Origin of the sequence: Thermophilibacter sp. ET337 (genome assembly GCF_024733715.1) — a bacterium.
GTDB lineage: Bacteria > Actinomycetota > Coriobacteriia > Coriobacteriales > Atopobiaceae > Thermophilibacter.
The window spans coordinates 78,643-100,200 of record NZ_JANRHO010000005.1; the positions used below are offsets into that span (position 1 = coordinate 78,643).

At 67.8% G+C, this 21,558-nt stretch carries 18 protein-coding genes and 2 tRNA genes; 11 read left to right on the top strand and 9 right to left on the bottom strand.

Features of this window, described 5'->3' with window-relative positions:
* Positions 1 to 4: 4 nt before the first annotated feature.
* Positions 5 to 955, top strand: coding sequence for a class I mannose-6-phosphate isomerase (locus tag NW198_RS06010; RefSeq protein WP_258340406.1), 951 nt, complete (start codon positions 5 to 7; stop codon positions 953 to 955).
* 10 nt (positions 956 to 965) lie between these two features.
* The gene (locus tag NW198_RS06015) at positions 966 to 1,832 is read left to right on the top strand and encodes a sugar nucleotide-binding protein (RefSeq protein ID WP_258340407.1); all 867 of its coding nucleotides are present in this window, start codon (positions 966 to 968) and stop codon (positions 1,830 to 1,832) included.
* A 228-nt stretch (positions 1,833 to 2,060) separates the two neighbouring features.
* On the opposite strand, the gene NW198_RS06020 is transcribed toward NW198_RS06015, so the two are convergent.
* The 5 genes from NW198_RS06020 to NW198_RS06040 all read right to left on the bottom strand — a co-directional run bounded on the left by NW198_RS06020 (position 2,061) and on the right by NW198_RS06040 (position 5,482).
* Positions 2,061 to 2,137: transfer RNA gene (locus NW198_RS06020), tRNA-Arg, on the bottom strand.
* Between the two features lie 129 nt (positions 2,138 to 2,266).
* Positions 2,267 to 2,358, bottom strand: a tRNA-Ser gene (locus NW198_RS06025).
* 48 nt (positions 2,359 to 2,406) lie between these two features.
* The gene (gluQRS, locus tag NW198_RS06030; protein WP_375378029.1) at positions 2,407 to 3,321 is read right to left on the bottom strand and encodes a tRNA glutamyl-Q(34) synthetase GluQRS; all 915 of its coding nucleotides are present in this window, start codon (positions 3,319 to 3,321) and stop codon (positions 2,407 to 2,409) included.
* A gap of 77 nt (positions 3,322 to 3,398) precedes the next feature.
* Positions 3,399 to 4,697, bottom strand: coding sequence for an ATP-binding protein (locus NW198_RS06035; protein ID WP_087313817.1), 1,299 nt, complete (start codon positions 4,695 to 4,697; stop codon positions 3,399 to 3,401).
* A gap of 128 nt (positions 4,698 to 4,825) precedes the next feature.
* A complete protein-coding gene (locus tag NW198_RS06040; protein WP_258340409.1) occupies positions 4,826 to 5,482 on the bottom strand; it encodes a GNAT family N-acetyltransferase in 657 nt (218 codons plus the stop codon).
* Positions 5,483 to 5,552: 70 nt separating this feature from the next.
* Between NW198_RS06040 and purH the strand changes: the two genes are divergently transcribed.
* Together purH and NW198_RS06050 are read left to right on the top strand one after the other, a co-directional pair.
* Positions 5,553 to 7,184, top strand: coding sequence for a bifunctional phosphoribosylaminoimidazolecarboxamide formyltransferase/IMP cyclohydrolase (gene purH / locus NW198_RS06045; protein WP_258340410.1), 1,632 nt, complete (start codon positions 5,553 to 5,555; stop codon positions 7,182 to 7,184).
* Positions 7,185 to 7,261: 77 nt separating this feature from the next.
* On the top strand, positions 7,262 to 7,912 hold the full coding sequence (locus NW198_RS06050; RefSeq protein ID WP_239386579.1) for a hypothetical protein: 651 nt from the start codon (positions 7,262 to 7,264) through the stop codon (positions 7,910 to 7,912).
* Positions 7,913 to 7,921: 9 nt separating this feature from the next.
* Here the strand turns inward: NW198_RS06050 and NW198_RS06055 are convergent, their stop codons facing one another.
* Positions 7,922 to 8,602, bottom strand: coding sequence for a C39 family peptidase (locus NW198_RS06055; RefSeq protein ID WP_258340411.1), 681 nt, complete (start codon positions 8,600 to 8,602; stop codon positions 7,922 to 7,924).
* A 316-nt stretch (positions 8,603 to 8,918) separates the two neighbouring features.
* On the opposite strand from NW198_RS06055, the gene nifJ reads away from it, so the two are divergent.
* Positions 8,919 to 12,455: a pyruvate:ferredoxin (flavodoxin) oxidoreductase gene (nifJ, locus tag NW198_RS06060; RefSeq protein ID WP_258340412.1), complete on the top strand. Its 3,537-nt coding sequence runs from the start codon at positions 8,919 to 8,921 to the stop codon at positions 12,453 to 12,455.
* Positions 12,456 to 12,719: 264 nt separating this feature from the next.
* On the opposite strand, the gene NW198_RS06065 is transcribed toward nifJ, so the two are convergent.
* Complete coding sequence (locus NW198_RS06065; RefSeq protein WP_258340413.1) at positions 12,720 to 14,867, bottom strand: MurT ligase domain-containing protein; 2,148 nt, start codon at positions 14,865 to 14,867, stop codon at positions 12,720 to 12,722.
* A 225-nt stretch (positions 14,868 to 15,092) separates the two neighbouring features.
* Between NW198_RS06065 and NW198_RS06070 the strand changes: the two genes are divergently transcribed.
* From NW198_RS06070 to NW198_RS06090, 5 genes are all read left to right on the top strand, one after another.
* The gene (locus NW198_RS06070) at positions 15,093 to 15,719 is read left to right on the top strand and encodes a QueT transporter family protein (RefSeq protein WP_239386581.1); all 627 of its coding nucleotides are present in this window, start codon (positions 15,093 to 15,095) and stop codon (positions 15,717 to 15,719) included.
* A complete protein-coding gene (locus NW198_RS06075) occupies positions 15,716 to 17,116 on the top strand; it encodes a hypothetical protein (RefSeq protein WP_258340414.1) in 1,401 nt (466 codons plus the stop codon). The genes NW198_RS06070 and NW198_RS06075 overlap by 4 nt, the downstream gene beginning before the upstream one ends.
* Positions 17,113 to 18,477, top strand: a complete 1,365-nt coding sequence (locus NW198_RS06080) for a sensor histidine kinase (RefSeq protein ID WP_258340415.1) — start codon at positions 17,113 to 17,115, stop codon at positions 18,475 to 18,477. Before NW198_RS06075 ends, NW198_RS06080 begins: the two co-directional genes overlap by 4 nt.
* Before the next feature lie 70 nt (positions 18,478 to 18,547).
* Positions 18,548 to 19,264: a LytTR family DNA-binding domain-containing protein gene (locus NW198_RS06085; protein WP_258340416.1), complete on the top strand. Its 717-nt coding sequence runs from the start codon at positions 18,548 to 18,550 to the stop codon at positions 19,262 to 19,264.
* A 12-nt stretch (positions 19,265 to 19,276) separates the two neighbouring features.
* Entirely contained in the window at positions 19,277 to 19,735 is a 459-nt protein-coding gene (locus NW198_RS06090) for a YfcE family phosphodiesterase (protein WP_087313833.1), read from the top strand.
* 57 nt (positions 19,736 to 19,792) lie between these two features.
* Here NW198_RS06090 and NW198_RS06095 read toward each other — a convergent pair whose 3' ends face one another.
* Positions 19,793 to 20,503: a phosphatase PAP2 family protein gene (locus NW198_RS06095; RefSeq protein ID WP_258340417.1), complete on the bottom strand. Its 711-nt coding sequence runs from the start codon at positions 20,501 to 20,503 to the stop codon at positions 19,793 to 19,795.
* 1 nt (position 20,504) lies between these two features.
* Complete coding sequence (trxA, locus tag NW198_RS06100) at positions 20,505 to 20,822, bottom strand: thioredoxin (RefSeq protein WP_087313835.1); 318 nt, start codon at positions 20,820 to 20,822, stop codon at positions 20,505 to 20,507.
* A gap of 155 nt (positions 20,823 to 20,977) precedes the next feature.
* On the opposite strand from trxA, the gene NW198_RS06105 reads away from it, so the two are divergent.
* Complete coding sequence (locus NW198_RS06105; protein ID WP_258340418.1) at positions 20,978 to 21,532, top strand: hypothetical protein; 555 nt, start codon at positions 20,978 to 20,980, stop codon at positions 21,530 to 21,532.
* The last annotated feature ends 26 nt before the right edge of the window (positions 21,533 to 21,558 follow it).

A 21,558-nucleotide genomic window follows, 5' to 3' on the forward strand; every position in this document is an offset into this window, starting at 1 on the left:
GCGGATGGGACCTCTGCTGCTCCGGCCCAACTACATCTCTCCCGTCTGGTCCGGCCCGCGCGTGAACGAGGCACGCGGCATTGCGGGGGACGTGCTCTATGGCGAGTCGTTTGACGTCTCGGTGCACGAGGGGCTCGTCAACATCGTGGAGGGCGGGCCGCATGACGGCACGCCGCTCGACGAGCTCGTGCGCGAGCACGCCGCGCAGATCATGGGTGACCTCGCCGGAGAGGATGGCACCGTCCAGGTGCTCGTGATGGACGCGGCCCAGAACCTGTCCGTGCAGGTGCACCCCGACGAGGCCTACGCCCGTGCGCGCGAGGGCGACCACGAGAAGACCGAGTCCTGGTACATCCTCGCGGCGGAGCCGGGTGCCTTCATCTATTGCGGCACCACGACCGACGACGTCGACGCCCTGCGCTCCGCCGCGGCGGACGACACGATTGGCGACCGCTATTGCCGCAAGGTCCCGGTGAGCGAGGGCGACTTCATCCTCATCCCCGCGGGCACGCTGCACGCCCTCGGGGCGGGCGTCTTTGCCCTCGAGGTGGGGAGCCTCGGCTTCAAGACCTACCGCATCTGCGACTGGGGCCGCGGACGGGAGCTCCACGTGAGGCAGGGCTTTGACGTGCTGCAGACCGGGTGCCGTCCCGAGCCCAACCACCTCGGGCCCTTTGACCCGTCCGTCCCGGCGGGCGTGCGCCGCGGCGTGACCCATCGACTGTTTGTCTCGGACGTCGTGGACGTGCGCGGATCGTGGGAGCGGCAGATGGACGGGCGCTACGAGGTGCTCTCCTGCGTCGCGGGCACGGCGCTCGTGCGCACCGCGGAGGGCTCGGTCGAGCTGCCCTACACGCGCTCGCTGCTCATGCCCGCGAGCGCGGGGTCATATGTCATCGAGGGAACGTGCCGGGTGCTTCGCAGCTACGCCATGCGCCCGGGCGAGGTCGCATAGGAGGAAGGGCATGAAACGAGTTCTGGTCACGGGCGCTCGCGGCTATCTGGCGAGCCTGGCGCAGCTCTACAACGCAGGCCGCTACGAGTTCGTGCGCGTCTCGCACACGGACGTGGACTTCCGCGACCCGGCGGGGGTCGAGGAGTTCTTCCGCGCGGCGGACTTTGACGTCTGCCTGCACATGGCGGCGGATGCCACGACGGCCCACTGCGAGCAGGACCCCGAGGGCACGCACCGCGTGAACGCGGAGTCGGCGATCGCCATCGCCCGCGTCTGTCACGAGCGGGGAAGGCGCGTCGTCTTTATCTCCACCGAGCAGTGCTTCAACGCCTCGCCGGGCGAGGCGCCCTTCTCGGAGGAGGACGAGCAGGCCTCGACCACGCGCTACGGTCAGCAGAAGATGGAGGCCGACGCCTGGATTCGCGAGAACGTGGACGACTACCTCATCCTCCGCTTTTCGTGGATGTTTGGCCTGGCCCTCCCGGGCGTGCGCCCCTCGCCCAACATCCTCACTAACGTGATGTCCGTCCTGCGCCAGGGGAAGCCGGGCTCCTTCCGCGTGCACGAGCGCCGCAACATGACCTACGCCCAGCGCTTTGCCGGCCAGCTGCCGCAGATTCTCGCGCTGCCGAGCGGGGCGTATCACTTTGCCAGCCAAAACGGCCGCACCACCTACGAGACCGCGCGCCTGGTCGCCGAGCTGCTGGGGTGTCCCGCGGCGGAGGTGGACCGTCTGATCTTGCCGGACGAGGAGACGTATGCGGAGCGCCCGCGCGACTTCCGCCTGGCGTCGGACAAGATTCAGGCCGCGGGCATCGAGCTCGGGACCTTCGAGGAGGACCTGGACGCCTGTCTCAGGGACTTTGGCCTGGCATAGGCCTTGGCGCCGCCGCGAGCGCGGCGGCGCGTCCTTCTCGCCTGATTCTGCGCGCCCGTCGAGTGCGGTCTGGCCCGCACTCGACGGGCGCACTTGAAGACGCCGCGCAAGAGGGCACCCGCACTCGATGGGCGCTCTGCCCAAAACGGCCCGCACTTGTTGCCCGCACTCATGAGTGCGGGCGCCGTAAACGCAAAAGGGGCTCCCGAAGAAGCCCCTTAGATTGCGTGGTGCGGCGTATAGGATTCGAACCTATGACGCCCTGATTCGTAGTCAGGTCCTCTATCCAGCTGAGGTAACGCCGCGTGCAGTTGAGAATAATGCCACGTGCCCTCCCGCCCGTCAAGCGAGAATCCAAAAAATGTTGGAGATGTGGGCAGCTTTGCAACGAGAAGGGCCCGCCCCGCGCGCGGCGGGACGGGCCCTGAGCAATCTGGCGGAGAGCTGGGGATTCGAACCCCAGATAGGATTTGCATCCTATACTCGCTTAGCAGGCGAGCACCTTCGGCCTCTCGGTCAGCTCTCCGTGAGTGGTGCTAGAGCATGATACCCCACAACGCCGTAACTCACAACTTCAACCTCTGAGCCGGTCGAGAAAAACCTCGTCCACGACGATGTCGTCGCGACGCGCGGCGATCTTGTCCCATGAGAACGACCTCACGAGCTCCTCGGGCCGCGCCTCGCAGCCCTCCTCGACAAGGCCCGCGGCCGCGGCCAGGGCCCCGACGATGCGCTCTGCCGGCACGCCGCGCTCGCGCAGCGCACCGAGGTCGAGGTCGCGGTCGCGCTTGGCGAGGCGCCGTCCGTCCGGGGCCACGAGCAGCGGAACGTGTCCATAGCGCGGCGGGTCCCATCCGAGCAGGCGCGCCAGGTAGGTCTGGCGCGCGCACGAGGGCAGCAGGTCGTGGCCGCGCACCACCTGCGTCACGCCCATGAGCGCGTCGTCCACCACCACGGCGAGCTGGTAGGCAACCACGCCGTCGCTGCGCCGCACGAGAAAGTCGCCGCAATCGCGCGCGAGCACCTCGCGGTGCGGCCCGTAGGCCAGGTCGCAGAACTCGACGGTGCCCGCCGGGTCGTCCGCCTCGGGGACGCGCAGGCGCAGCGAGGGCGGCCGGTCGGCCGCGCGACGCGCCACCTCATCCGCCGAGAGCCCCCGGCAGGTGCCCGGGTACACGAGCGCGCCGTCCGAGGCGTGCGGCGCCGAGGCCGCGCGCAGGTCGGCGCGGGTGCAGAAGCAGGGGTAGAGTAGCCCCTGAGCTTCGAGCCGCGCGAGCGCCTCGGCGTAGACGCCCGCCCGCTCGCTCTGCCAGTGGGGCCCCTCGTCCCAGGTCATGCCGAGCCACTCGAGATCGCCGATCAGCGTCTGGGCGACCCCCGGGTGTTGGGCCCGCGGGTCAAGGTCCTCGATGCGCAGCACGATCGAGCCGCCCGCCGCCCGCGCGGAGAGCCAGGCCACGAGCGCCGAGAACACGTTTCCCAGGTGCATCCGACCGGACGGCGTCGGCGCAAAACGCCCGCGCACGGGGCGCACGCTCCTATCTTCGAGGCTCTTCTCGCTCACGGCTATGCCCCCAGGGCCCGAATGGGTATGACGTAGACACCGTCCTGCCGACGGTAGGCCGCCTCGCCTGTGCCGAGGAGCACCGCGAGGAAGGAAGGCTTGGGGGTGCGCCCAAGGCTGTCTCGCATGAGCTTGTCTCGCAGGCGAATGAGATTGGCGGCCGCCTCGGGGACCTTCTGCTCGCTGAGCTTGATCTCAAAGGCCCCCCAGCTGCCGTCCGCTCGCTCGACGATCGCATCGACCTCAAGGTCGGAGTCGTCGTGGTAATACCTCAGCGGGTGGGCGGGGGAGTCGGGGAGGGCGCGCGCGTAGACGTCGAGGTCTCTCATGCAGAGATTCTCAAAGACCATGCCAAACGTCTGCCAGTCCTGAAGAAGGGACTCTGCAGACAGCCCTAGGAGAGCCACGGGCAAGGAGGGGTCTGCGAAATAGCGTCGGGGCCTGAGCCGCATGCGCTTGGGGGATCGCGATGCGGGGACCCATCCGGGTACCTCGTCGACGAGATAGGAGCGGACGAGCAGGTCGAGGTGGGAGGCGATCTCTCGAAGCTCCGTGTCGGACGGGCTGGAGTCATCGTGCGCATAGACGTCACGTGCGAGGGTCGCATTGGTGACAAGTTGCCCAAGGCTACGGGCCAGGGCGAGGCAAAGACGTCTGCTGACGAGCTCCTTGCCCCCGAGCTGCGGGATGCTCTGTCCGTGAAATGCGGCGAGGTAGTCGCGCGCAACGGTCTGCGCGTCCGCGGACGATCTCTCTATGGTGGCGGGCCAGCCGCCCCGGCATGCGATTTCCGCGAGCTGCGCAATGCCCGTTGGGCACTGACAGGGAGAGAAGTTCCCGTCAAAGAGCCCTGCGAGGCTCACCCGCGCGTTTGACTCTTCCGACTCCGTCAACGTCATCGGATGCATTCTCACCCGGCCTATTCTTCCTGCTCCGCTGTGGGTGGTCTGGTCTTGGCGCGGGGTGGACGAACCGGTGAGGATCCAGCCGCCCGGCGCGTTGGCGGCCGCGTCGACGGCATGCCGGACGGCGTCCCAGATGGTCGGAACGCGCTGCCACTCGTCGACGACATGAGGCTTCTCGCCAACGAGGGGATAGGACGGGTCGGCCTGGGAGATGGACAGGTTGGCTCCACGGTCAATGTACGTGACGCTGTTTGCATGGGCGAGGGATGACCAGGTCTTTCCGCACCACTTTGCCCCGTATATCTCGATTGCCCCGAACAAGGTGAGGTAGCGCTCGATCTGCGTGTCGACGATGCGAGGCCGATAGGCTTCCGGACGCGTTGAGGCGACGTCCATGTGTGCTCCAAACAAGCCGTTGACGGTGAATCCTAAAATCCGAACTTAATTATACCTAAAATCCGAATCATTTGGATACAGAAGTCCGAACTCTGAGGAGGCAGAAATACGAATCAGCGCGCTTCCCCTCAGAGCTCCTGCTCGTACACATAGACGTGGAAGTCGTCCGTGGCGGGGTCGGCGCCCGGCCAGTACGCCCGCGAGCGCCGCCGCATCGCGCAGCTGAGCCCCTTGTGCTCGTAGAAGCCAACGTTGCAGGCGTCGTCGGTGAGCAGGTGATAGCCCGGCGCCCCGGTCTTGCGCACGCGCTCCACCGCGGCCGAGAAGAGCCTGCCGCCGATGCCCAGGCCCTTTGCGTCGGGCGAGACGATGAGCAGCTTGATGGTGGCGGCGGTGCCGGGCGCCCCCGTCGCCGCGTACTCGCGCTCGAGCTCGGCCTCCTCCTCGACGCCGCTCATCTCCACGCGGATGGCCTCCGCGAGCTCGGGGTCCTTCTCGGCCTCCGCCGCAAGGCGCTCCTCGAGTGCGGGCCACGCGCCCGGGATGGGCTCGCTGTCGCGCTCGACCAGCAGCACGGCACCCAGCAGCTCGCCCTCGCCCTCGCGCTCCGCGAGCAGCGACCACGTGGCCTGCGCCAGGTAGTGCGAGAGCTCCACGCGCCCTGCCGCCCGCTGCGCCGCGACGGGGAAGTCGGCGAGCCACGTGCGTCCCACGAGCCCCGCCAGGGGCTCGAAGTCCTTCTCGTCAAAGGCTCTAAAGGTCAACTCGGCGTCTATTTGGGCCATCTTGTCCTCCAGCTGCGGTATCGTAGGAAACGACGGTACTACATGTCGTCGTCAAACCCAAGGAGGGCATATGGCAGACACTCCCATCAAGCGGGCGCTCGTCTCGGTCACGGACAAGACGGGCGTGGTCGACTTCGTCAAGGCGCTCGAGGACGAGTTCGGCGTCGAGGTCATCTCGACGGGCGGCACCGCGCGCGTGCTCGAGGAGGCCGGCGTTCACGTTGTGCCCATCGAGCAGTACACGGGCTTCCCCGAGATGATGGACGGCCGCGTCAAGACGCTTCACCCCAAGGTGCACGGTGGCCTGCTCGCCCGTCGCGACAACCCGGCCCACATGGCCGAGGCCGCCGAGCACGGCATCGGCATGATCGACCTGGTGTGCGTGAACCTCTATGAGTTCGAGAAGACCGTCGCCAACCCCGACGTCACCTTCGACGACGCCATCGAGCACATCGACATCGGCGGCCCCTCCATGCTGCGCTCCGCCGCCAAGAACGCCGACTCGGTGACCGTGGTCTCCGACCCGGCCGACTACGACGAGATTCTCGAGGAGATGCGCGTCAACGACGGCTGCACCTCGCTCGAGCTGCGCCGTTACCTGCAGCTGAAGGTCTACGAGACCACCGCCAACTATGACGCCGCCATCGCGATGTGGCTCGCCGACCGCTACGACGAGGACTTCGCCGACGACGAGTGCGACGACGAGCCGTCGCTTCCCGAGGAGCTCGGCTTCTACCTCGAGAAGGTCGATGACCTGCGCTACGGCGAGAACCCCCAGCAGTCCGCCGCCGTCTATCGCTTTGCCGACGAGGCGGCCGACGCCTTCTCCTCCGCGAACCCCCTCGTGGGTGCCGAGCAGGTCCAGGGCAAGCCGCTCTCCTACAACAACTACCTCGACGCCGACGCCGCCTGGAACCTCGTGCGCGAGTTCGACGGACCCGCCTGCGTGATTCTCAAGCACCAGAACCCCTGCGGATCGGCCGTGGCCGACGACATCACCTGCGCCTACGACCGAGCGTTTGCGTGCGACCCCAAGAGCGCCTTTGGCGGCATCATCGCCTGCAACCGCGAGGTGCCCTTCGAGCTGGTGGAGCACGCCTTTGACGAGAACGGCCAGTTCGTCGAGGTCATCATCGCGCCGAGCTACACGGCCGAGGCGATCGAGCGCATGGCCAAGCGCCCCAACCTGCGCGTGCTCGCGACGGGAGGCGCCGAGGGCCACGCCCGCTATGAGCTGCGCACCGTCGACGGCGGCGTGCTCGTCCAGAACGTCGACACCGTCGCCGAGGACCCGGCGGGCTTCACCTGCCCCACCGAGCGCAAGCCCACCGACGCCGAGATGGAAGAGCTCATGTTCGCCTGGCGCGTCTGCAAGGGCGTGAAGTCCAACGCGATCCTGGTCTCCAAGGACAAGGCCGGCATCGGCATGGGCCCCGGCCAGCCCAACCGCGTCGACTCCGCGCTTCTCGCCTGCCAGCGCGCCGACGAGGCCTGCGAGCGCATGGGCGTCGAGAAGGGCGGCTACGCCTGCGCCTCCGACGCGTTCTTCCCGTTCCGCGACAACGTGGACGTGCTCGCCGAGCACGGCGTGACCTGCATCATCCAGCCCGGCGGCTCCAAGCGCGACGACGAGTCCATCGAGGCCTGCAACGAGCACGGCATCGCGATGGTCTTCACCGGAAACCGCCACTTCCGCCACTAAGGCGAGACAGGCGGGCCTTGTTCACACGCGCCCCGGACGGCCCCGCGTCGTCCGGGGCGCACGCGGGAGGAGAGATGATGGAGGAGTTTGAGCTGGGAACGCCCGCGCTGGTGTGCCGATGGCGGCTCGCCGCGCGCACGCTGCCGCTTGAGAACCGCCACCTTCGGGCGCTCTCGCAGCGGCACGTTGCCGGAAAGGCCGTCTCGACGGGCCTTGTGGCCTGGGCGAAGCAGCACATCGAGTGGACGCTCGCCGAGGGCGCGGCGGACCAGCCCGACGGGGTCCTCATGCTCGTCATGGACGAGCGCGGCCGGGCCGCTATGACCGTCGGACCCTACGAGGAGCTTCCCGATCGCTCGCTCGCGGAGCTCGCCGACCGCGCCCTCGCGGCGCGGCGGGAGGCCGCCGTCACGGGGGTTTCCCCGGAGTCTTTGTGGGTCGTCCGCAACGGCGCTCTCGTGTGGGGCGCCGAGCCTGACGAGCTTGCGTCCGGCGCGGCGTCGCTTGTCGTCGACCTTGCCCATACGCTGGGGATCTCCGTGGAGCGAGCGCCGCGACTCGCCGATGCCGCCCGAGCCGGGGAGGTCGCGCTCGACGAGGCGCTGCTCGTCTCTGACGAGCACGGGCCCGTTGCTGCCGATGGCCTGGGCGGGCCCGTCGCAGAGCGTCTCGCCCGGGGCTACGCCACGCTGCTCGAGCGCGCGGCGCGCCGGCCCCTTGGCGCATAAGGGCGACGCTCAGCCCTCCGCCGCGGAGAGGCTCCACGCCGCGGCCGCCTCGGAGCAGATGAGCTCGAGGTCCCACGTGCGCATGCTACGCCCGACGCTGTTCGAGTCGTGGACGACGGCCTTGCCGTCCGCCCCCAGCCGCTCGATGACGATGAAGTGCCCGATCTCGGTGAAGGTGCCCGGGTTCATCACGCAGACGACGGGGTTTCCCGCCTCGAGGGACTCGCGCATCGCGTCGGCGGTCGCATAGATCATGGAGCCCGAGAGCCCCAGCTCGGCGGCTCCCTCGCTCATGAGGGTCCAGGACGACCCCTCTCCGTCGGTCGCGTAGCCGCCCTCGGTGCTGAACTCCGCCATCTGCACGGGGTCGAGGTCGGTGTTGCCGGTGAGATAGACGTAGACCATCGAGAGCGCCGTCGGCCCGCAGCCGGTCTTGGCGAACTTGCCGCCCGCGTAGTCCGCGTCCGACCACTGCGGGTCGATCTGGTAGAGGTAGGGCATGACGCCCTTGCGCCACTCGTCGCGCGGCGTGCTCTCCACGGTGGGCTCGTCGGCGTGCGCGATCTCGACGGGGTCCGTGGCGACGGGCTCCTCCTGCTTGCCCTCGCACCCCAGAAGGGCCGTCGTGGCGAGAAGGGCCACGAGCAGCAGCGCCGGCCAGCGCCGCGTTCCCCTGCGGTCTCGTCTCACGCGCACCCCCTCTCGTCGCACTGCTCAGCGGCGATTCTACCACGGGGCGTGCGCCCGGGCGCCCCGTCCGAGGGCACGGAGCGTAATTCCTAGAAAAGAGTAGGTTTTATCAGCGCTTTGTTAGCCCGCGTCCTCCTTCCGAAAAAAGGCAACGCTCGGCGAAAAATGCTACGCGGATACCGTGCCAACCGCCCTGCGGGAGGGTACACTGTGACCATGCGTGGGCCCATGGCCCGACTCAGTCATGCGTCTTATGGGTGAGTTCACGCTGGGGGCCCGACGCCCCCGCCATCCGTCACACGACGAAGGAGAGGATATGGCGCGTAAGTTTAAGTCCATGGACGGCAACGAGGCCGCATCGTACGTCTCGTATGCGTTCACCGAGGTGGCGGGCATCTACCCGATCACCCCGTCCAGCCCCATGGCCGACCACGTCGACCAGTGGGCCGCTCAGGGCATGAAGAACGTCTTTGGCACCCCGGTCAAGGTCGTCGAGATGGAGTCCGAGGCGGGCGCCGCGGGCACCGTCCACGGCTCGCTCGGCGCCGGCGCCCTCACGACGACCTATACGGCGTCGCAGGGCCTGCTCCTCATGATCCCCAACATGTACAAGATCGCGGGCGAGGGCCTGCCGGGCGTCTTCCACGTGTCCGCCCGTACGGTCGCCTCCCACGCGCTCAACATCTTTGGCGATCACTCCGACGTCATGGCCTGCCGCCAGACCGGCTTTGCCATGCTCGCCGAGGGCAACGTCCAGGAGGTCATGGACCTCGCGCCGGTGGCCCACCTCGCGGCCATCGAGGGCAAGGTGCCGTTCCTGAACTTCTTCGACGGCTTCCGCACCTCCCACGAGATCCAGAAGGTTGCGGTCTGGGACTTCGACGACCTCAAGGACATGCTGGACATGGATGCCGTCCAGGCCTTCCGTGACCACGCCCTCAACCCGGAGCACCCGCACGCCCGCGGCTCCCACGAGAACGGCGACATCTTCTTCCAGCACCGCGAGGCCTGCAACAAGGCCTACGACGCGCTGCCCGCCGTCGTCCAGTCCTACATGGACAAGATCAACGAGAAGCTCGGCACGAGCTATCACCTCTTCGACTACTACGGCGCCGACGACGCCGACCGCGTGGTCGTCTGCATGGGCTCGTTCTGCGACACCCTCGAGGAGGTCATCGACTACCTCAACGCCCACGGCGAGAAGGTCGGCCTCGTGAAGGTTCGCCTGTACCGTCCGTGGTCCGTCGAGGACTTCGTGGCCGCGCTGCCCGCCACGGTCAAGAAGATTGCCGTCCTCGACCGCACCAAGGAGCCCGGCTCCATCGGCGAGCCCCTCTACCAGGACGTCATCACCGCCCTCTATGAGGCCGGCAAGGACGGCATCACCGTGGTCGGCGGCCGCTACGGCCTCGGCTCCAAGGACGAGCCGCCCGCGGCAGCATTCGCCGTCTACAAGGAGCTCGAGAAGGACGCTCCCGCCCGCGAGTTCACCATCGGCATCGTGGACGACGTCACCAACCTCAGCCTCCCCATGGACCCGGACGCCCCCAACACGGCCGATCCCTCCACGATCGAGTGCAAGTTCTGGGGCCTCGGCGGCGACGGCACCGTTGGCGCCAACAAGAACTCCATCAAGATCATCGGCGACCACACCGACAAGTACGTCCAGGCCTACTTCCAGTACGACTCCAAGAAGACCGGCGGCGTCACCATCTCGCACCTGCGCTTCGGTGACTCCCCGATCCGTTCGCCGTACTACATCAACAAGGCCAACTTCGTGGCCTGCCACAACCCGTCCTACATCGTCAAGGGCTTCCCGATGGTCCGTGACGTCAAGCCGGGCGGCACGTTCCTGGTGAACTGCCAGTGGACCGACGAGGAGTTCGCCTCCCACCTCGCCGCTGACGCCAAGCGCTACATCGCCAAGAACAACATCAACGTCTACCTGATCGACGCCATCGACCTCGCCGAGAAGGTCGGCATGGGCAAGCGCACTAACACCGTGCTGCAGTCCGCGTTCTTCTCGCTCGCTCAGGTCCTTCCCGCCGCTGACGCCATTCAGTACATGAAGGACGCCGCCGAGAAGTCTTACGCCAAGAAGGGCCAGAACATCGTCGAGGCCAACTGGAAGGCCATCGACGCCGGCGCCACCGCCTACCGCAAGTTCGAGGTGCCCGCCGACTGGGCCGACGCCACCGACGAGAAGGTCGAGCTCACGCTCGAGGGTCGCGAGGCCATCGTCAAGCAGGTCCGCGAGCTCATGGAGCCGATCAACCGCATGGACGGCGACTCGCTGCCCGTCTCCAAGTTCGTCGACGTCGCAGACGGCCAGTGGGAGCTCGGTGCCTCCGCGTACGAGAAGCGCGGCGTCGCCGTCATGGTCCCGCACTGGGACGAGTCCAAGTGCATCCAGTGCAACCAGTGCTCGTTCGTGTGCCCGCACGCCACGATTCGCCCGATCGTCATGAACGCCGACGAGCAGGCCGCCGCTCCCGAGGAGATGCGCCGCATCGACGTCATGGTTCCCAAGAACTCCGGCCTCACCTTCACCATGGCCGTCAGCCCGCTCGACTGCATGGGCTGCACCAACTGCGTCAAGGTCTGCCCGAAGGGCGCCCTCACGATGGTGCCGCAGGAGTCCGAGCTCGACCAGGCTCCGGTCTGGGATTACGCGGTCAACAAGGTCTCCGAGAAGAAGGAGCTCGTCGCCGCCAACGTCAAGGGCAGCCAGTTCGCCAAGCCCTACCTCGAGTTCTCCGGCTCCTGCGCCGGCTGCGCCGAGACCGCGTATGCGCGCCTCGTCACGCAGGTCTGCGGTGACCGCATGTTCATCTCCAACGCCACCGGCTGCTCCTCCATCTGGGGCAACCCCGCCGCCACCTCGCCCTTCACGGTCAACGAGTGCGGCCACGGCCCGGCGTGGAACAACTCCCTCTTCGAGGACAACGCCGAGCACGGTCTGGGCCTCGCCCTTGGCTACGACGCCGTCCAGGAGAAGATCGTCGCCGAGACCGAGAAGCTCCTCCAGTCCGACTGCGCCTCTGACGCCCTGAAGGAGGCCGCGACCGCTTGGCTCGAGGCCCGCAAGGACACCGAGGCCAGCAAGACCACCGCTGCCGCCTACGTGGCAGAGCTCGAGAAGGCCGAGTGCGACACCGCCAAGGCCATCCTCGCCGACAAGGCCTACCTCACCAAGAAGACCTTCTGGATCTTCGGCGGCGACGGCTGGGCCTACGACATCGGCTTCGGCGGCCTCGACCACGTGCTTGCCTCCGGCAACAACGTGAACGTCTTCGTCTTCGACACCGAGGTCTACTCCAACACCGGCGGCCAGGCCTCCAAGGCCTCCAACATCGGCCAGGTGGCCCAGTTCGCGGCCTCCGGCAAGGTGACCAAGAAGAAGAGCCTCGCCGAGATTGCCATGTCCTACGGCTACGTCTACGTGGCGCAGGTCGCCATGGGCGCCAACATGCAGCAGACCCTCAAGGCCATCCACGAGGCCGTGAGCTACGATGGTCCGTCGCTGATCATCGGCTACAGCCCCTGCGAGATGCACTCCATCAAGGGTGGCGGCATGCAGAACTGCCAGGCCGAGATGAAGAAGGCCGTCGAGTGCGGCTACTGGAACCTCTTCCGCTTCAACCCGGCTGCCCCCACGGGCAAGAAGTTCACGCTCGACTCCAAGGAGCCGGCTGGCGGGTACCAGGACTTCCTGATGAACGAGGCTCGTTACACCTCGCTCACCCGCTCCTTCCCCGAGCGCGCCAAGGAGCTCTTCGCCCAGAACGAGGAGGCCGCCATGGCTCGCTACGCGCACCTGCTCAAGCTCAAGGACCTCTACGCCGAGGCGTAGCTTCCGGCGCGAGTTCCTCTCGCTGAGCTCATAGCGTGAGCAAGGGCCCCCGACGCTGTTCGGGGGCCCTTTTTGCGCGGCGCCGGGGCGTCTTCGCCGACGCTCGAGGCGAACTCCGGGATTTCTGTACACTGCGGCCGCCGGAGGAGGGGCGAGAAGAACCATCGAGCTCCTGAGCAGGCAAAACGCGGGACCCTCGTTCAAGGGCCCGCGCAGTGTACAGAAAACTCAGAGTTTGTTGGGCTTCTCGTTCGCGGCGGGGCGCTAGTGCGTGGCGATCTTCATCGCGACGTCGTGGGCGAGGCGCTCGATGTCGTCCGCCAGCGGCGTGAGCTCGACGTCGACCCCGCGGCGGCGCAGGGCGCGCGCGATCAGCCAGTCGGTGACGCCGGGGTTCTTGGGCAGGATCGGGCCGTGGAGGTAGGTGCCCACGACGCCGTCGTGCAGCACGCCCTCGCCGCCGTCCTCGCCGTTGTTCCCGGTCCCACGGACCAGGGCGCTTCCCAGGGGCTTCTCGCCCGCCCCCAGCACGGTGCGACCGGCATGGTTCTCAAAGCCCACGATGGGCTCGGGACAGACCTCGGAACGAATGGCAACGTTGCCAATGAGGCGCGTGTCTCCCGCCGTGGTCTCGATGTCCAGCACGTGCAGGCCCTCGACGCGCTCCTCGCCCATCATGTAGTAGTGGCCGAGCAGCTGGTAGCCGCCGCAGATGGCAAGGAGGACGCCACCGTCGGCGACGTAGGTCGCGAGCTTCTCGCGCTGCCCCTGGAGCTCGTGGCACACGGCCAGCTGATCGCGGTCCGCGCCGCCGCCCAGGAGCACCACGTCTGCGTCAGAGAGGTCGAGCTCCTGGCCCATGAGGACCTGGTCCACGCGGCAGGGGATGCCGCGCCAGGCGCAGCGCTTGGAGAGCGAGGCGATGTTGCCGCCGTCGCCGTAGAGGTTGAGCGCGTCGGGGTAGAGGTGCACGATGCGAAGCGGCCGGTCCAGGGCCACGTGCGCCGTCTCCTCGCGCTCGATCCAGGAGACCGCCTCCGCCGTGACCTGCAGGGCGGGGGCCTTCCAGGAGCTGGCAAGTCGCTCGAGCTCGGCAACCACGGGCGGGAAGGCGGTGTAGTTGGCGATCACATGGAGCTTCTCGCCTGCGTCGACGAAGCGCAGGGCGTCCTCGACGCCCTCGATGAGCTCGATTGGGCAGCCCAGCTCGGCGTACTTCACGCGCACGGCCATGTCCTCGCGACGCGTGCCGCCCACGCAGACGCAGCGCAGGTCGGAGAGGTCGCGCAGGCGCTCGAGGTCGATGTCCCAGATCCACGAGACGTCGTGGCCGTCCGCGTCGTTGTCGTTGAGAAAGAGGGCGAGGTAGCGGCCGTCGTTCGCGCGAACCTGCTGGATCATGCGGTTGAAGCCGGTGGGGTTCTTCGCGAGGTTGCTCACGACGGAGTAGCCGCCGTCGAGCGCATACGTCTTGCCGCGCCCGCTCGCGGGCTCGTAGGCATCGAGCACCGCTTGGAAGCCGTCCGCGCTCCCGCCGCCAAGGAGGCACGCCACGAGGGCGGCCATCACGTTGTAGACCATGTAGAGGCCGTTGTAGCGGGTGCGGACGTGGTGGCGGACGATCTTCTCGCCGCGGCGGTCCTCGACGTCGAACTCGTACCCGCCGCAGGCGAGCGTCACGTTGACAGCGGCAAACGCGAGCTCGGGGCGCTCCCAGCCGCACTCCGGGCAGCGGTACTTGCCCAGCTGGCCGTAGTGGACGTAGTCGTAATCGAGCGGCGCGTTGCACTTGGCACAGAAGCGGCTGTCGGAGATGCGGTCCGCCTCCAGGCCGGTGGGCTCGTCTATGCCAAAGGGCACGCCCGGGTTGTCCACGCGCGCCGCGATGGAGGCGCAGAGCGGGTCGTCGGCGTTGTAGGCGATCGCCGTCTCGGGCGCGCGGCGCAGCGCCTCGGCGATCACGTCCTGCGTGTGGTCGATCTCGCCGTAACGGTCGAGCTGATCGCGGAAGAGGTTGAGAAGAACGAGCGCGCGCGGCCGCAGGCGGGGAAGCACGCGCACGGTGTAGAGCTCGTCGCACTCGAAGCATCCCACGCGCGGGCGCTCCGCGCGCGTCTCGACGAGCGCGGAGGCGATGCCGGACTCCATGTTGTTGCCGGCGCGGTTGCACGCGACGCGCTCGCCGCGCGCGCCGAGCGCGTCGGCCGCGAGGCCCGTTGTCGTGGTCTTGCCGTTGGTGCCGGTCACCACCACCGAGCGCTCGAGCGCGTCTCCCAGAGAGCCGATGATCCCCGGCGCGATCTTGAGCGCCACGGCGCCCGGCGCGTTGCCGCCGCCCCGGTGAAGGAGGCGGGTCGTCCCCCAGCGCGCGGCGTCGGCCGCGAGGCAGGCGATTCTCACGCGAGGGTTCATCCGGGCTCCTTTCCGTGGGCTTTGCCGTCGCAGCAATACTAGCATGCGCGCCAGGTGCCGGCGTCAACTTGGCCGTCGTGCCTGCGACTCTGCTAGTATCTGTTCTGTCGTGCCTGCGGGGATGCTTCTTTTGGAGTGCTTTCCACCGGGATCCCGCTGGTCGCGGGCTCGACACGCCCCTCGCGGGCGTCCAGCAAAGCCCTCCGAAGGAAAGAGAGAACAACCATGGGCAACGCCACCGCAAACATCGCCGCCACGACCGAGGACCGCACGAGAAGAACGGTCCGCACGGGCATGATCGCCGCCGCATACGCGGCCCTCACGCTCGTGACGCTGCTGTTCCTCGGCGCGCTCGCATGGGGTCCCGTGCAGTTCAGGGTCTCCGAGGCGCTCTGCGCGCTCGCCCTGTTCACGGCGGATGCCGTCCCCGGCCTCGCCCTCGGCTGCGCGCTCGCCAACCTCGCCAACATCGTACTCTCCGGCACGGGCATGCTCGGCATGCTCGACGTCGTCTTCGGCACGCTCGCCACGGCGCTCGGCGCCTGGTTCACGTGGCGCAACCGCAGGCGCCCGGCCCTCGCGCTGCTTGGTCCCGTGATCGCCAACGCCCTCATCGTTCCCGCGTACCTGCCGCTCATGCTGCAGGGCGTGGGCTACTACACCATCCCGTTCACCAACATCGCCATCGACGGCGCCTACCCCGCGATGTACGCCTTTGGCCTCGTGGCTACGGGCCTCGGCGAGGCGGTCGTCATGTACGTGCTCGGGCTCCCGCTTGCCCGCTCCCTCGCCAAGACACCACTGTTCCGGCAGCTTGCCGGGGGCGGCCATCCCGGCGGCGAGGTCGAGTGAGCCCCGTCGTCGTCATACCGTCCTACTGGGCGGAGGGGGACCAGCCCGGGGCCCTCGGGGAGCGCGGCGTCTATGACTACACGACGCCGATAGACAAGCCGCTCCCCGAGCTCGAGACCTGCCTCTCCTCCCTCGAGCGGGTGCGCGGCGTCATCCGCGTCATCGTGCTCGTCGTCTGCCCGCCGGAGTGCGAGGACTCCGCCCGCGCCCGCGTCGAGAGCATCTGCCGGGCGCACCCCTCGCTCAACCCGCTCATCGTGGGCGCTCGCGAGGCCGCTCACGTGGAGCGCGCGGTGGGCCGGCTCGCCCATCACCTCACGGGCGAGACCGTCGCCCTGCGCGGCTACGGGGCAATCAAGAACATGGGCCTTGCCGTGGCGGCCGTCTTTGGCCACGACGTGGTGGTCTTTCTCGATGACGACGAGGTGGTGCTCGACGAGGACTTCCTCATCAACGCGGTCTACGGTCTGGGGTCGCTCACCAGGCAGAACCTGCGGGTTCTCATCAAGAGCGGCTTTTTCGTCGACGGCTTTGACAGCCCCTACGCCGAGCCCTCGGAGGAGTGGAGCGAGCGGTACTGGTCAAAGGCGGCCGAATTCAACCGCGTGATGGAGCGCGCCCAGACCTCCGCGACGCGCGTCACGCGCTCCAACCACCTCTGCGGCGGGTGCTGCGCCCTGCACGCCGAGGCGTGGTCGCGCGTCCCCTTTGACCCCTACATCACGCGCGGCGAGGACCTCGACTACGTCCTGAACGCCCGCGCGTTTGGGCTGGACGTGTGGTTTGACAACGCGTGGTTCGTGCGCCTGCAGCCGCCCGAGGAGACCGCGCCCATGCCCTCGATCTTCATGCAGGACGTCCACCGCTGGCTCTACGAATACCGCAAGCTCGACGCCCTCAACGCCCGACGCGACCTGCGCACCATCACGCCGGAGTCCCTCAGGCCCTATCCGGGCAAGTGGCTCTCGCCGGACGTGCGCCGCCGCGTGTTCCAGACGGCGCTGCGCCGCCTCATCATGGGGCCGGATCGCCTTTCCTACCTGCGCATCATTACGCGCGGCAGGCTCGAGGCCGACCGCTTCGCCCAGGCGGCGAGCACGCGCTACCTGTCCTTTGCGATGATGTGGCCCTCCATCGTCGCCTCGCTCTGGGAGGATCCCCTGCTTCAGGGCGCCCTCCGTCAGACGGGCGAGGTCAGGCCGCTCGCGTTCGTCGCCGAGAAGGACGAGGCGGGACTCGAGGGGGCCGGCGAGCCGGGCGGCGTCGCGCCCGACGTGGACGCCGACACCGCCGACCTTGTCGCCGACGCCGCCGATCAGGACACCGCGCCCGACCTCGCCGTCGACCTCGGTGACACCGGCGCCATTCTTGTCGATCAGCCCGAGGAGGGCCAATGAGGGAGCATCCGGTCATTCCCCGCCGCGTGGTGGGGGTTCTTCTCGTCCTCTGCGCCATCGCGTTTGCCGTGCTGCTCACCTGGAGCATCGGCGACGGGCTGCTCGTGGGTGCCGCCCTTGCCGGCAGCGGTCTCGCCGCCATCATCGTATTGGGCGGCGCGCTGAGCGTGGCTCCGGTCGACTCGCGCTCCGAGGCAACGGAGCGCACCCTGCGCGTGGCCACCAATACGCTGAGCCACCTGCGCGGCGGCCTCACCGTCGAGAACGCCCGGGCCCTCTGCGCGCTGCTGTTGCCCGAGACCAACGCCGACGGCATCGCCATCACCGACCGCGCCAAGGTCCTCGCCTACGAGGGCTCGATCAAGACCCCCTTCGTCGCGGGGACCGCGAACGCCCGCCCCACGCTCGAGGTGCTCGAGAGCGGCCGCATGGAGACCTTTGTCTCGGTGGACGAGGACAGCCAGGACGTGCGGGGCTTCTCGATGGGAAGCCATCAGGACGGGCACGCCTTCGGCATCATCGTGCCGCTGGCCGTGCAGGAGCGAACGGTTGGCGCCATAAAGTTCTACTACCGGCGCGACCTCGACATCGATCGCACGCAGCTGGCCATCGCCGAGGGGCTGGGCATGCTGCTCTCCACGCAGCTCTCCTCCTATGAGCTCGACAAGCAGGCCGAGCTCACGGCCCGTGCCGAGGTCAAGGCGCTTCAGGCGCAGATCAACCCGCACTTTCTCTTCAACACCCTCAACACCATCGCCTCGTTCACGCGCACCAACCCCACCAAGGCACGCGACCTGCTGCGCGAGTTCTCGACCTTCTACCGCCGGACGCTCGAGAGCTCCGAGAAGACCCTCATCCCGCTCTCACAGGAGCTCGAGCAGACTAGGCGCTACCTCAAGATCGAGAAGGCGCGCTTTGGCGAGGACCGCATCGTCGAGACCGAGCACGTCGAGGCCGGCTGCGGCGAGCTCGGCGTGCCGTCGTTTCTCATCCAGCCCATCGTCGAGAACGCCGTTCGCCACGCCATGCGCGACGAGGGTGCGCTTCACGTTGACGTTCAGGTTGCAAGCGACGGTGATGATATCCTTATTGCCGTTGCGGACGACGGCCTGGGCATGGACAAGGAGGCCGCCGACCGGCTGCTCGCCGGGGCGACGGAGCCCAGGCCCGAGCACCTCGACGGCAAGAGCTCCGGGACGGGCATGGCGCTCCGCAACGTCGCCGAGCGCGTGGAGCGCTTCTTTGGCGTGGGCTCGGGCGTCGAGATCGTGTCCAAGCCCGGCGAGGGCACGTGCGTGACGCTTCGTCTCGTGGGCGCCAGAAGAAGGCTGGCGCGTGCGGGACGGCGCGGAAAAGAATAGACTGTGTGACGGCGGCGGGCCGCGCAATCGTGAGACGGGGACTCCGCCGAGAACGTGAAAGGGAAGCACCATGCGCGCGATGATCGTAGACGACGAGGCACCCGCCCGCTCCGAGCTCAAGTTCCTGCTCGAGGAGACCGGCAGGGTCGACGTCATCATGGAGGCGTCGAGCGCCCGCGAGGCCGTCGAGAAGCTGATGGAGGCAAAGGCCGACGTCATGTTCCTCGACATCCAGATGCCCAAGACCTCGGGCATGCAGCTCGCCGAGGCGCTTCATCGCCTGAAGAACCCGCCCGCGATCGTCTTTGTGACCGCCTACAGCGAGTATGCCCTCGAGGCCTTCGAGGTGGACGCCATCGACTACCTGATGAAGCCCGTGGACCCGGAGCGTCTCGCCCAGGCCCTCGACAAGGTGCAGGCCCGCTCCAAGCCCCAGCCCCAGAGCCACTCCTCCGTGGAGCGCATTCCGGTGGTCAAGAGCGGCCGCAAGGTTCTCGTGCCCATCGACCAGATCCGCTACATCGAGGCCAAGGACGACTACTCCTGCATCTACACGGCCGACGACCGCTTCCTCTCCACGATCTCGCTCGCCAAGCTCGAGCAGAAGCTCGCCCCGCACGGCTTCTTCCGCGTGCACCGCGGCTACATCGTGAACCTCGAGTTCGTCGAGGACGTCGAGGTCATCTCCTCCGGCATCCTCCAGCTCGGCATCAACGGGATCGAGGGCAAGAAGATCTCCGTCTCGCGCCGCCGCGTCGTCGCGCTCAAGCGCGCGCTCGGCCTCTAGCTTGGGGCTCGCGTGACGACGAGGTACGACATCATCTCAGATACGCACGGCTATCTCTCCCCGGAGCTGCTCGAGCAGCTGCAGGGGGCGGACGTGATCGTACACGCGGGCGACATCTGCTCGCCCTCCGACTATCGTACGCTGAGCGACATCGCGCCCGTGAAGCTGTGCCTGGGCAACAACGACTGGTCCTACGACTACGGTCCTGCGGTCAAGGACCGCACGATTTTCATGGGCAGCGGGCTGCGCTGGCAGGTCACGCACTATCGCAAGCGTCTCAACCTGCTGAAGAGCGACATCGCCATCTTTGGGCACACCCACACGCCCGTCCTGGAGCGCGACGAGTGGACGCACACGCTCGTGATGAACCCGGGCAGCCCCACCTATCCGCGTCGCTCGAGACCGTCGATGGGCCGCATCATCTGCGAGGAGGGCAAGATCATCGACGCCCAGCTCATCACGCTGGGGTAGGGCGACGCGCCCTTCTCGGCGCCGTAAAACTCCGGCGCGGGGCGCGGGCGGCAAAGCCTACGCGTCTGCCCGCACGTCGCCTGCCTGCCCGTCGGCCGCCACGAACAGCGGCGCTATCGCCTTGGTGTAGAACGCCAGCCACGCGAGCGACACGCAAAAGCCCGCGAGCACGTCCGAGGCGTAGTGGACGCCCAGGTAGATGCGGCTCAGGCCCACCGCCACGATGACGAGGCCAAAGAAGACGCACCACACCACGCGCATGGCGTCGCGCCGGTGGTAGCGCCAGATCATCCAGACGAGCAGGCCAAAGAAGGCCATCGCCACCATCGAGTGGCCCGAGGGGAAGCTGTACCCGCTCTCCGCGACGAGCCGAAACCCCTCCGGTCGCGGCCGCTGCACGATGGCCTTGAGCAGCGCGTTGAGTGCCACGACGCACGCGAGGTTGACCGTCACGCACCATCCGGGCGCCTTGCCCGGGGCGAGCGCCGCGATGACGGCGGCCATCACGGCGAGCACGACCACCGAGGCGAGCGAGGTCACCCCCTGCACGATCGGCGTGAACGCGTCTGAGCGCAGCCGCTCGACAAAGAGCTCGTAGGCCATGACGTCAAGGCGCAGTATCTCCCCCTCGAGGACCTCCCCCAGCAGGGCGAGAAACACCACCGTGCAGACAAGCAGCACGAGCAGGCGCAGGTTGTCCCGAACAAGCGACAGGGCGCCGCGGAGAATCCCCCGGGCGCCCCGTGCCGAGTCGTCGCCGTGCATCATGCTAGAGGTTGGCCTCGAGCTCGGAGACCAGCGCGGGCTTGGGCATGTTGCCCACGATGGTGTGGACGGGCTGGCCGCCCTTGAAGAGGATGAGCGTGGGGATGGAGACGATGCGGAACCTCGTGGCGAGGTCGGCCTCGTCATCGACGTTGCACTTGTAGACGGTCAGACGGTCGGCCATCTCCTCCGAGATCTGGTCCACGACGGGGCCGAGCGCGCGGCACGGGCCGCACCACGAGGCCCAGAAGTCAACGAGGACGGGCTTGTCGGAGCCGGAAACGACGACGTCGAAATCGGCGGTAGTGATTGCCTTGGCCATGTGAGCCTCCTTCTCGCATTCTCTGCTTGTCAGAGCTTATGCCCGATTTACACTGGTTCAAACGGTCTAGGAAAAATTGCTACAAAATTGGTAGCAGTTATGTGGGACAGATGGACCGGAGGTTTCTGTCCCACTCCGGCGGCGAAGGAGGTCTCATGGCATCGGAACGCGACGCGCGGCGGCGGGCGTACCTGGACAAGGCCGCGGCAGAGATTGACGCGCTGGCCGCGCGCGGGGCGCTCATGGGCGGCAACGCGTTCTCGTCGGTCCTTCTCGTCAAGGGCGAGCTCACAGATGCCGAGAAGGGCGGCGAGGCCCCGTTTTCCGGTGCAGATGGAACGGCCCTCAGGGCCTCCCTCGACCGCCTGGGCTACCCGCCCGAGGATTGGGCGTGGCTGCTTTCCGTCGACGCCGAGGGCACGCCGCTCGACGCCGCCCTCATGCGCGAGGCGGTCTGCGCGCTCGACCCCGCCACGATCGTCTGCTGCGACGAGGAGGCCGCGAACGTCCTGCGCGAGGCCTACGCCGACGAGCTCGCTGCCCTCGAGTCGCTCGAAGAGGCCCTTCTCGTCCCCGGCTCGCTCGCGCGGGTGCTCGGCATGCGCGTCCTTTGCCTCGGTGGCTTTGCCCAGGCGCTTGCCGATCCTCGCGAGAAGCAGGTCATGTGGGCGCGTCTCAAGAAGATTCCGCCGCTGGGTGAGCCGTTCTAAACGATTGCCGTTCCCTGACGGATGCT